The sequence below is a fragment of the Absiella sp. AM09-50 genome (genome assembly GCF_003433845.1).
Lineage (GTDB): Bacteria > Bacillota_I > Bacilli_A > Erysipelotrichales > Erysipelotrichaceae > Hoskinsella > Hoskinsella hominis.
Map to the genome: position 1 here is coordinate 18787 of NZ_QVFI01000019.1, position 12430 is coordinate 31216.

Sequence of the window (12430 nt, forward strand, 5' to 3'; positions counted from 1 at the left end):
GAAAAAGGCTTGTTACTCTTCGGGAGGCATTACCTAAAAAGCAGAAATAGTTCTGTTTTTTGTGTAATCAACTGAAGAGTTTTTTATTTGTGGAAAGGATGAAGATGATGTTTCAAATATTCAAAAAGAAAGAACCAGTAGTACTATATGCCCCAGTGACAGGCACAAGTGTTGCTTTAGAAAATGTTCCAGATCAAGTGTTTGCCCAAAAAATGATGGGTGATGGTATCGCTTTTATGCCAGAAACGGATACAATTTGTGCACCTTGTAATGGAAAAATTACTATGGTCGCACATACATTGCATGCCGTGGGTATCACCGCAGATAATGGTGCAGAAATTTTAATCCATATCGGTTTAGATACAGTAAGTTTAAATGGTAAAGGATTTACAGCACTAGTAAATGTTGGAGATAAAGTTAAGAAAGGAACGCCACTGATACAGATAGATATGGCATTTATGAAAGAACAGCAGATGGTATTAACAACGCCAATGGTTGTAACAAATACAAGTGAATTTTCCATGGTTATCGAAGAAGCAGGAAGTCATGTTATAATGGGGGAGAACAAGGTTATTACATTTCAATAAATAAAAGAAGGGAGAATCAATCATGAAGGTTATTAAGAAAATCAATAACAATGTTGCTGTTTGTCTGGATAATGATGGTCATGAATTGATTGCTTTCGGAAAAGGAATTGGGTTTCCTAAAACCCCATATGAACTTACAGATTTGAGTAAAATCTGGCGTACTTATTATGGTATTAATCCCAGTTATTTAGGACTGTTAAATGATATACCAGAAGAGGTATTCGAGTTAAGTATTAAAATTGTAGATTTTGCAAAGATGAAAATAGAAAATCAAATTAATTCTAATATCGTATTTACTTTAGCTGATCATATCAATTTCGCGATAGAACGATTTAAGAAAAATCTTGATATAAGAATGCCGTTTGTATATGATATACAACACTTATATGAGTCGGAGATGCAAATTGGACTATTTGCGATTAAATTAATAAATAAAAGCATGAATGTTTATCTAACAAAGGATGAGGCGGTTAGTATTGCATTGCATTTTATAAATGCTGAGAATATGCAAAGAAATGCTAATGATGAATCAGATGAAAATAAAGTGATTTGTGATATCACAAATTTGATTGAAAAAGATTTTGAAATGAGTGTAAATCGAGAAGGATTTAATTATTCTAGATTTGTGACGCATCTTCAATACCTTATGAAACGACAGGAAACTAATATATCAATTACAAGTGAAAATAAAAAATTATTTGACTCGATGAAAGCCGAATATAGCAAAACGTATCAATGTGTTAGTCATATTCAAACATATCTAAAAGATCATTTAGAATGGAATCCGAGTGAAGAAGAATTATTATATTTAATGCTGCACATCAATCGATTATGCAGTAGGGAGGATTGTAACCGGTAAAGCGGGCATTACCTCAGTATATAACAATAGCAATTTGCTTTTTGTTATGTGCTGGGGTTTTTCTATATAAAGGAGGAAAAATTTTATGGCAGTTAAATCAAATATTGTGTATTTTGTAGCTGATCAGCTTCGAGCAGATGCTTTAGCTCATTTAGGAAATCAAGCTTCGATTACTCCTAATCTAGATCAATTAAGTCAAGAGGGGATATCATTTTCACATGCGTATTGTCAAAATCCAGTTTGTGTACCTTCTCGTATAAGTTTTTTATCGGGATTATATCCTCATACAACTGGACACAGAACAATTCATTATCTTCAAAATGAAGGAGAACCTAATATCCTGAGGACTATGAAAAATAATGGATATGAAGTTATCTGGATAGGAAGAAACGATGTGATTCCAGGGAATAGAACAAAAGAAGAATTTTGTGATCGATATTATCGGCCATTTGGATCAGGTGATTCAAAAGATATAAAAGGTGGAGAGTTTATTGCTTTACAAGATATGATGAAGAAGAATAAAAAAGAATCACAATTAAAGCCAGATGAACCAGGTTATTATTCCTTTTATGTAGGGAAAGTAGATTTAGATGATGTCAATGATAAGACTGTTTTTGCTAAATATGATTGGAGTTGCATTGAGCAGGCTTTAGCTTATATAGAAGAAAAAAGTAAAGAAAAGAATCACAAGCCCTTTTTCTTATACATAACACTTATGTATCCACATCCAGAATATATGTGTGAGGAACCATGGTTTTCAAGTATTGATCGTAAAAAAGTCGCAAAAAGAAGACCAAGTGCTATTACGCTTGAAGGAAAACCTAGTATGTTAAAGGAAATAGCTAAAAAACAAAATTTATCCAATTGGGGTGAAGAAAACTTTCAAGAAATGCGGGCAACTTATCTGGCGATGGTATCTAGATTTGATCATCATTATGGCATGGTACGAGATAAGTTAAAAGAGTGTAATTTATATGATGATACAAATATCTTTGTTTTCTCAGATCATGGAGATTATACAGGTGATTATGATATTGCGGAAAAAGTTCAGAACTGTTTCGATGATCCAGTTGTAAATGTTCCATTATTAATAAAACCAGCAAAGCAATATCATGTAATTCCCCGTGTTTCAAATGCACTTGTAGAACTTGTAGATATTACTGCAACAATTGAAGAAATATCAGGTATTCAAACAGAATATGTTAATTTTGGAAAGTCACTTGTGCATTTATTTGATAAAGAAGAACAACATCGAGAAGCAGTTTTTAGTGAGGGTGGAAGGATTCATGGAGAAACATGGGCGATGGAATTAGGACATGGTCCATCTTCACAATATTGGCCAAGGTTGTCATCTCAAGCTTCAGAAGGACCAGAACATACCAAAGCAATTATGTGTCGGATGGACAAATGGAAGTATGTATATCGTTTATATGAAAATGATGAATTATATGATTTAGAAAATGATCCACAAGAATTAAACAATTTAATAATGCATTCAGAGTATCAAGAAATTATAAAAAATATGAAGTTAAAGATATTAGATTGGATGGTAGAAACAGGAGATATAGTTCCTGACAGAAAGGATATACGTTAAATGTAGTTTCTACAAAAAAAATAAATATTTAGGGCCCAATATTTATTTTTGAAGAACGTGAGAGGAGAAATCAAAATGAAAAGAAATAAAGAAATTGCAAAGGCAATATTAGAAAATGTTGGTGGCAAAGACAATATAACAAATTGTTTTCACTGCATAACTAGATTACGTTTAGAGTTTAAAGATAAAAGCTTAATAAAGAAAGAAAGTATTGAAGCAATTGATGGAGTTATTGCTTTAAAAATACAGGGTGAACAATATCAAATTGTTATTGGACAGAATGTAGGAGAAGTTTATCGTGAATTTTGTGATTTAACAGGATTTGAGGTAAAAGCCGCAATTAACGAAAATCTTGATGAGAAAAAAACTATTTCATTAAAAGGGATTGGCAATGGTATAGTTCAAGCTGTAGTTAATTCTATGGTGCCAGCTTTACCTATTTTGATAGGTGCTGGTATGTTTAAAGTTATAGCATTGCTCTTACTTCAATTTCACATTTTAGACGCAACTAATTCAACTTATCTTGTCATACAGAATATAGGAGAAGCTGGATTTTATTTCTTACCGATTTATGTGGGTATAAATGCTTCTAAGCATTTTAAAACAAGTTTACCATTGGCGACATTGCTATGTGCCTTTCTTTTACTTCCTGCATTTACAACAGGATTAACAGAAGGGACTATTACAACAATATTTGGGTTACCTATTACTGCTACATCTTATGCAAGTAGCGTTTTGCCTGCTATTTTAATCACATGGATTTTATCTTATGTACATAAGTTCTTTACAAAATATGTTCCACAGATATTATCCTCTGTTCTTGTACCAACTCTAACTTTATTAGTGATGGCACCATTAGCAATTTGTGTTTTAGGGCCTTTAGGAACAGTTTTAGGTAAATATCTTGCAGATGGTTTGATGTGGATTTATAACACTTTAGGATTTGTTGGTATGGCGGTAATGGGTGCTTTACGTCCATTATTAATTTTTACTGGAATGCATACAGCCTTAATTCCTTTTGCTTTAACAAGTTTTGCAGAAAATGGATATGAAACATTCTTCTTTGTTACTGGTATTGGTTATGTATTTGGTTCAGCAGCATCCTGCCTTGCTGTTTCTTTGAAATCAAAAAAAGTAGATACAAAAGCAACTGCTATGACATGTGCCACTACAGCTTTAGTTGGTGGTATTACTGAGCCTGCATTATATGGAGTCTTAATGAAATTAAAAAGACCATTAATTGCCACAATGATTGGAAATGCAGTAGCTAGTGCTTATTTTGGTATTACACATACATTTATTTATGCAATGCCTGGTTCAACAGGATTATTTGTATTACCTACATTGATTGGACCTACAGGTGCTAATTTAGTAAATGGAATCATAGGATTAGTTATTTCTATGGTAATTTCATTTATAATGACGTGGATTTTAGGATTCAAAGAAGACTAAATGAAAAATATTTATACACAGTATAACATTTTAATTTCTTAAAAAATAAGAAGTAAAAGCTAGCGGAATAAAAAAGGAGGATCTATACTATGGCGTTTAATGAAAAGTTTTTATGGGGAGGCGCAACATCTGCTTCTCAGTTTGAAGGAGGATATAACGAAGGTGGAAGAGGACTTTCTCATATGGATTATATTCGTAGAGTAAAAAAAGCAGATAAAGAAAAAGTATTTCCAATCAATGTGACAGTTGATATGTTTGAGGATCATAAAAAGCATGAAGATGAGTATAATTTTGCTTTTAGAAGAGGTGTGGATTTCTATCATCATTATAAAGAAGATATCGCTTTATTAGGCGAAATGGGATTTAAGACTTTCAGAATGAGTATCTCATGGAGTAGATTATTTCCTACAGGTTTAGAAGAAAAACCATGTGAAGATGGAGTGCAGTTTTATCATAATGTATTTAAGGAATGTCATAAATATGGCATCGAACCTTTGGTTACGATGATTCATTATGAAATCCCAGTTTATTTGACAGAAACTATCAATGGATGGGAAAGCCCTAAGATGATTGATTATTTTCTACATTATACAAAATTTTTGATTGATGAATATAAAGATGAAGTAAACTATTGGATTACCTTTAATGAAATCAATATGATCATGAATTCTTCTTATCTAGGAGGAGGCATGTTTGTAGAGAAATCTAAAAAAACGCCAGAAGCATGTATTCATCAAGCATTACATCATCAATTAATCGCAAGTGCTTTAACTGTCAAATATTTTCGTGAGCATACATCAAAAGGAATGATTGGTAATATGATTTGTAGACTTCAAAACTATGCGTATACCTGTAATCCAGAAGATGTATTAGCAACACAACAACAAAGTCAATTTAATTATTTCCCAACGGATATTCAAGTGAAAGGTACATATCCTACATCAATTTTGAATTATTATCGCAAGAAAGGTATTGAAATAGACTGGTATCCTGGATATGAAAGTATTTTAAAAGAAGGGACTGTAGATTTTGCGTCTATTAGTTACTATCATACAGCAGTTATTAGCGCAGAACCAGATAAAGCAGAACCAATTGGTGCTTTCATCAGAAACTTGGAGAACCCATATATTAAAATGACAGATTGGGGATGGGGAATAGATCCTACAGGTTTGAGAATTACATTAAATGATATGAATGATCGCTATGGCGTACCGATTTTTATAGTAGAAAATGGATTAGGCGCTCATGATGAATTAACATCAGATAATAATGTACATGATAATTATCGTATAGAATATTTAAGAGCCCATATTCAGGCCATAAAAGAAGCAATAGGAGATGGATGCAATGTAATGGGATATACACCATGGGGATGTATCGATTTGGTAAGTTGTGGAGATTGTCAGATGACAAAACGTTATGGTTTTGTATATGTAGATGCAGATGATGAAGGAAACGGAACATATCAACGCTATCGCAAAGATTCTTTCTACTGGTACAAAAAAGTTATCGCATCCAATGGTGAAGATTTAGATTAAAGCTGAGGTCTGAGAAATCAGGCCTTTTATTTAAATGTACACAATTTTACATGTTTTGAAAACTACAAGAAAAATGCCTATGTTATAATCAATTCAGGAAATAAGGAGGACTTATATTATGGGATTTAAAGAAGGCTTTTTATGGGGTGGTGCGACAGCTGCCAACCAATATGAAGGTGGATGGAATGAAGGAGGAAAAGGATTAAGTGCTGCGGATATGATGAGCAATGGTACACATACAACACCTCGTCAGATCACACGCACACTAGAAGAAGGATTATATTATCCAAATCATAAAGCAAGTGATTTCTATCACCGTTATAAAGAAGATATTGCGTTGATGGCAGAAATGGGATTTAAAACATTCCGTATGTCTATCGCATGGACAAGAATATTTCCAAAAGGTAATGAAACAGAACCAAATGAAGAAGGATTAAAATTTTACGATAACGTATTTGATGAATTACATAAATATGGTATTGAGCCATTAGTGACAATTTCACATTATGAAATGCCATTTTACTTGACGGAAAATTATGATAGCTGGGTAAGCAGAGAAGTCATTGATATGTTTGTTAGATACTGTGAAGTGATCTTCAATCGTTATAAAGATAAGGTTACATATTGGTTGACGTTTAATGAAATTAACTGTGGTACGATGCCAATGGGAAATTATTTGAGTCTTGGCATTTTAAATGAAGGCACAAGAGATTTCACAAAGCAGATAGATATTCCACAGCTTCGTTTTCAGGCGTTACATCATCAATTTATCGCAAGTGCGAAAGCTGTACAATTAGGACACAGTATCAATCCTGAGTTTAAGATTGGCTGTATGATTGCATATATGCAGAATTATCCTTATACATGTCATCCACAGGATGTATTAAAGTGTCAAAAGTTGAAGGAAATGGGTAACTTCTATTGTGGGGATGTGCAGGTTCGTGGAGAGTATCCTTACTTCGCTAAACGTTATTGGGAAGAAAATGATATTCATGTGAAAATGGAACCTGGAGATGAGGAAATCTTAAAGAATGGGACAGTAGATTTCTATAGCTTCTCTTATTATATGAGCAATTGTGTATCACATGATCCAAATTTAGAAGGTACAGCTGGTAACTTAATGGGTGGTGTGAAGAATCCATATCTTGAATCTAGTGATTGGGGATGGCAGATTGATCCTGATGGACTCCGTTATACATTAAATGAATTATATGCACGTTATCAAATTCCTTTGATGGTTGTGGAAAATGGCTTAGGCGCTTTTGATAAGGTTGAAAGCGATGGAAGCATCCATGATGAGTATCGTATTGATTATTTAAGAAAGCATATTCGTTGTATGGAAGAAGCTGTAAATGATGGTGTCGATTTAATTGGTTATACACCTTGGGGATGCATTGATTTAGTAAGTGCATCTACTGGTGAAATGGGAAAACGTTATGGTTTTGTGTATGTAGATAGTGATGATTTAGGTAATGGTACATTTGATCGTAGCAGAAAAGATTCTTTCTACTGGTATAAGAAGGTAATCGAAAGCAATGGTAAAGATTTAGATTAATTAAAGGGAAAAAAGATGGCTGATTTCGTTAAGAGAACCAGCCATCTTTTATTGCTTAATTATTTTTGTATTTGTTGTTTTAGTTCTTCATATGTGTCACATGTTAAGATGAGTTCAATGATTTTATCCAGTTGTGATGATGTCAAAGATGATAGCCAAGTAGAAGCGTCCTGACCATATTTTTTCATTATCTGGCATTTCACGATTTTTAGCTGACCTTCTAAAAGACCTTCTTTTTTACCTTCTTCTAGACCTTTTTTTAGTCCTTCTTTTTTACCTTCTTTCAGCCCTTCTTTCAGTCCTTCTTCTCTTCCTTCTTTTAGGGCTTTTTTTCGATCTTCTTCATTTTTGATCCTTGCCGTTTCTTCAAGATACTTCTCGCGTAATTCTGCTTCTTCAATTCGTTGTGCCATTGTCCATACTTCTTCATTTTGTTTCATATCATCATATTTTTTCATAATCGCATCCACCAACTTTCCTGTGTTTATTGTATCACAAGGTTCGTTGTGTTTAAATAGGTAACATAACTTTTCGAAATCATTTAAGTTTTCTACGCCTTTTTCTTCTACGATGCGATCAATCACATTCAAATTAACATATGTACGATTGATCAATGCATTCTCCTGTTCTACTTCACCATCTTCATTTCGCATCACATAATGATTGATTAGTTTATTGTTTCTTTCTGCTGCTTCACCTGTAAAGAATGTTAAGATAATCTGATATTCTGGTTGAATTACATTATAGTAATTTCCTGATTTTAACTGCATACTTAAATTTTTTGCACCATAAAACTCCCAACGATTAAAATCTACATCTTTGAATTGATTTTGAATCTCAATATTATGGCGTCTGCCTTGATCATCTGTCGCTACAACATCCATAACGATACGTTTTAAGCCAAATTGTTCAGGAAGAATTTCTGAATTCACTACTTTTGTGTGTACAATTTTGTACTTGTAATGTGTTGCAACTGTACAAAAGAAGTTACGCAGAAGATTAGAAGTGGCATCTTCACCAATTAAACTAAACTTCATAAATACATCGTTGGTAAAGGATACCGATGATTCATTATTCTCATTCACAGCTTCCTTTTCAGCTAAAACATTTAATTCTTCTTTCTTTTCAAGATTTGTGACTGTAGCTTTTGTTTTCTTTGATTTTTCTTTTCCCATAGAGGTCCTCATCTTTCTAGGCTATGAAAGCCTACATTATTTACATACGTATTTTTGGTATGAAAATCCTAAATTATTTTTGAAAAATTTAAAAAAAACCTATATGTAGCTTAAAGCACTGTCATAACTTTAATATATTTCACTTTTGGTGAAATTGCGCCATAGAAAAAGAGTAGTATTTTAACAATATTCATTTCAATTATTGATTGTATAAAGAAGAATTTCATAAATAGACTTTTCATCGCTAGCAGGCTTTATTTTCATCTTATAAATGACGCTAATGTTTAAGTCTATTTTTATCTCAAAGTAAGACGCTTTAAAAAGCTTATTAAACTTTTTTGAAAAGAACAAACTAGAAAAGTTTAAAGATATGTAAAACATCCTATGAATATCATAAATATGACGATTTTCTAATGTTTTTGAATAAGTAAAATATTATAGAAACTCACTATTCTGTAACTATGAAACCAGAATTTATGATAACGATTATTATTTTCTACTTTTTGTTTAAATTTTTAATAAATCTTGTATCCGAAACAAACTTTCTAATTTATAATGATAGTATAGAAAATGAAAAGGAGGTTTTCCTATGGCAAAGAAAATGTGCAGTGTGTGCGGAAAACGTGCAGAAGGGTTGGGAACATATCCAACACAATTTAAAGATATCTATATGTGTACAGATTGTTACGAAAGTTTAAAAGCATTTAAGAATGGGAGAGGCGCAAAAACATCAGAAATATTAAAGGAAAAATATCGTTTAGCAATGCAAGAAATGCGAGAACGCAATTATCCTCAAAATGTTATTGATAATGTAGAAGCATGGTTCAAAGAAGGAATCCAGGAAAAAGAAGCAAAAGAAAATGCGAAAAAAGATGATGGATTTATGATGACGACTTGTCCAACTTTTGAAGGCTATCGTATCCTTTCCTATCATGGCATCATCAGTGGGGAAAGCGTATTAGGTACAGGCTTTATCAGCAGTTGGGAAGCATCTGTTGCGGATATGACAGGTACTGAATCAGAAGCATTTATCGCCAAACTTCAGGATGCGAAAGTTGCTGCTAAGAAACGTATCATTGAACGATGCCTGTTTAATGGTGGAAATGCCATTGTTGGTGTGGATATCGAATATACTATGTTCAATAGTAATATGATCGGGGTAATCTTAACAGGAACGGCAGTAAAAATTGAAAAAATTGAAGAAATAAAAGAAAACGATTGACTTAGAGTTTGCTCTAAGTGATATAGTAACTCTTGGAAAGAGGGTTATGATATGGGAAAATCAAAAGTATATTTCACAAAAGAAATCACGTCAGAAGCTATGGTCAAAATGTATGAAGCTTTACAAGTATCACTTCAAGGCAAGGTTGCTGTCAAGTTACATTCAGGAGAAGTAGGAAATCAAAATTTCTTACGTCCACCGTTTATGAAACCGATTATTGATCATGTGCATGGTACGATTGTCGAAAGCAACACTGCATATGAAGGAAAACGAAATACGACAAAAGCTCATTGGGAAACAATGAAACTTCATGGATGGACAGATATTGCGCCAGTTGATATCTTGGATGAAGATGGCGATATGGAATTAGGTGTAGATGGTAAACAAATTAAGACAAATTATGTAGGTTCACATATGAAAAATTATGATTCTATGCTGGTTTTATCTCACTTCAAAGGACATCCTATGGGTGGATTTGGCGGAGCATTAAAGAATATTTCTATTGGTATTGCGTCTAGCTATGGAAAGGCATATATACATGGTGTAGGTAAACCAGATGAATTTTGGACCGCAGATCATGACGCCTTCTTAGAATCTATGGCCGACGCATCAAAATCCATTATGGATTATTATAAAGGTCAAATCGTATTTATCAATGTGATGTGCAATATGTCAGTAGATTGTGATTGTTGTGCTGTGGCAGAAGATCCTAAAATTAAAGATATTGGTATTTTGGCATCTAATGATCCTGTTGCTCTTGATCAAGCATGTTTAGATTTCGTTTATCAAAGTGAAGATCCTGGTAAAGCAGATCTTATTGAACGAATTGAATCAAGAAATGGTGTACATACCGTTGAAGCAGCAGAAGAACTAGGTGTTGGTTCTAGAGAATATGAATTAATTTCTATCTAATATATATGAAAATATGGCTGGCGATAGGTTGGTCATATTTTTTATATCAAAATGGATATAAACTGCCAATATAATGGTATAATGAATGAAAAGAGAGGTAGCATATGGAAAATATTTTGACAATTTATCATGGCTCAAAAGACAAAATTGTTCAACCAATTTATGGACTTGGGAAAAATTATAATGATTATGGACAAGGTTTTTATTGTACAGAAAACTTGCGAAAGAGTGGGCTTGTACAGAAAACTTAGAAGGATATGCAAATCAATACCAACTGGATATGAGAAATCTATCTATTTTAAATCTTACAAATGATTATCATATGTTAAATTGGTTGGCGATTCTCTTAGAAAATAGAAGCTTTGAATTAAATAATGATGAATTAATGGTGCAGGCTAAACAATATATTCTTGATACGTTTCTTCCAGATTATAGAAATTATGATGTAATCATAGGATATCGCGCGGATGATTCATACTTTCAATTCGCAAAGGATTTCATTCAAGGAACGATATCTTTAAAGACATTAGGTGAAGCAATGAGGTTAGGAAAATTAGACGAACAAATTATTTTAAAATCAGAAAAAGCATTTCAAACGATAAAATTTGTAGGTTATGAAAAAGTTGATCATAAAGCGTATTTCAGTAGAAGAGTACAAAGGGATAATAAAGCAAGAAGCGAGTATCGTACATATTTGAAAAATAAAAAGTTTGATAAGAACGATATTTATATCATTGATATTTTGCGTGAGGAGATGAAAAATGATGATCAAAGGCTACAATGAAGTATATCTTGATGATGTCATGGAAGAATTCGCTGTAATGTTTGATTATGCAGTCAATAATCAACATATGGATATTGATACATTTGGTGCTTTATTTTTAGATTCACCTGTTTGTCATGGTATTGAAATTGGAAATCCATATTACATCAATAAAGGTGGAAGTGAATTGGTAATGCTTGTTTTAGAAAGCCATCATTTAGAAGCAGATTATATAACATATGATACAGGATTTGGCAAAACGCCTGAGTATTGGATGGGTTGGATAACTGCTTATGTACAATGGAAATCTGGATTTAAATTTTCTACAATATTTTCAGCTATAGCGCCATCGGATATCTTTGCATTATATTACCCACTTCATGAAGCTGATGTGAAAAAAGGTTATGATGTCCTTATGGAAAGGGTAGAAAAAGCGCCTACAAACCTTTATAAACTACGTAAAAAATCAGAAATAACACAAAAGCAGTTAGCACAATATGCAGAAGTAAAAGAAAGAACCATTCGTGCTTATGAACAGCGAGAAACAGAAATCAATAAAGCACAAGTGAATATCGTGAGAGCGTTATCTTTGGTTTTGGGATGTAGTATAGAAGATTTGTTAGAATAATTAGAATTATAAATAAAGCATTGACAAAGCTGTAACCGCTTGCTAAAATGTAGTTACTACAACGGGATTGTCACTCTGCGGGAGGCATCACCTTTAGGAAACAAATATTTCTGTTTACTGAGGTTTTGTGATATGCAGAGTTTTT

10 protein-coding genes and 1 pseudogene are annotated in these 12430 nt (G+C 32.8%); 10 read left to right on the plus strand and 1 reads right to left on the minus strand.

The genetic code is table 11. The annotated features are described in order from the left end of the window. The first annotated feature begins 107 nt into the window (after positions 1–107). The 6 genes from DW114_RS14715 (at position 108) to DW114_RS14740 (ending at position 7585) form a co-directional block, all read left to right on the plus strand. Positions 108–587 (plus strand): PTS sugar transporter subunit IIA, encoded by a 480-nt coding sequence (locus DW114_RS14715; protein ID WP_117454499.1) that lies wholly within the window; start codon positions 108–110, stop codon positions 585–587. 22 nt (positions 588–609) lie between these two features. Further along, positions 610–1446 carry a PRD domain-containing protein gene (locus DW114_RS14720; RefSeq protein ID WP_117454500.1) on the plus strand — a complete coding sequence of 279 codons (837 nt, stop codon included), beginning with the start codon at positions 610–612 and terminating at the stop codon, positions 1444–1446. Positions 1447–1531: 85 nt separating this feature from the next. Then, positions 1532–3040 (plus strand): sulfatase-like hydrolase/transferase, encoded by a 1509-nt coding sequence (locus DW114_RS14725; protein WP_117454501.1) that lies wholly within the window; start codon positions 1532–1534, stop codon positions 3038–3040. A gap of 75 nt (positions 3041–3115) precedes the next feature. After that, the gene (locus tag DW114_RS14730) at positions 3116–4492 is read left to right on the plus strand and encodes a PTS transporter subunit EIIC (protein ID WP_117454502.1); all 1377 of its coding nucleotides are present in this window, start codon (positions 3116–3118) and stop codon (positions 4490–4492) included. Between the two features lie 89 nt (positions 4493–4581). Next, positions 4582–6030, plus strand: coding sequence for a glycoside hydrolase family 1 protein (locus DW114_RS14735; RefSeq protein WP_117454503.1), 1449 nt, complete (start codon positions 4582–4584; stop codon positions 6028–6030). Positions 6031–6148: 118 nt separating this feature from the next. Beyond that, entirely contained in the window at positions 6149–7585 is a 1437-nt protein-coding gene (locus tag DW114_RS14740; RefSeq protein ID WP_117454504.1) for a glycoside hydrolase family 1 protein, read from the plus strand. 59 nt (positions 7586–7644) lie between these two features. On the opposite strand, the gene DW114_RS14745 is transcribed toward DW114_RS14740, so the two are convergent. Beyond that, positions 7645–8760, minus strand: coding sequence for a PD-(D/E)XK nuclease family transposase (locus tag DW114_RS14745; protein ID WP_158552296.1), 1116 nt, complete (start codon positions 8758–8760; stop codon positions 7645–7647). 589 nt (positions 8761–9349) lie between these two features. On the opposite strand from DW114_RS14745, the gene DW114_RS14750 reads away from it, so the two are divergent. The 4 genes and pseudogenes from DW114_RS14750 (at position 9350) to DW114_RS14765 (ending at position 12285) form a co-directional block, all read left to right on the plus strand. Continuing rightward, positions 9350–9982: a heavy metal-binding domain-containing protein gene (locus DW114_RS14750; RefSeq protein ID WP_117454506.1), complete on the plus strand. Its 633-nt coding sequence runs from the start codon at positions 9350–9352 to the stop codon at positions 9980–9982. A gap of 51 nt (positions 9983–10033) precedes the next feature. Beyond that, positions 10034–10894, plus strand: a complete 861-nt coding sequence (locus DW114_RS14755) for a DUF362 domain-containing protein (RefSeq protein WP_117454507.1) — start codon at positions 10034–10036, stop codon at positions 10892–10894. A gap of 104 nt (positions 10895–10998) precedes the next feature. Beyond that, positions 10999–11678, plus strand: a pseudogene (locus DW114_RS14760) (DUF3990 domain-containing protein). Beyond that, a complete protein-coding gene (locus tag DW114_RS14765; RefSeq protein WP_117454508.1) occupies positions 11656–12285 on the plus strand; it encodes a helix-turn-helix transcriptional regulator in 630 nt (209 codons plus the stop codon). The pseudogene DW114_RS14760 and the gene DW114_RS14765 overlap by 23 nt, the downstream one beginning before the upstream one ends. Positions 12286–12430: the final 145 nt, after the last annotated feature.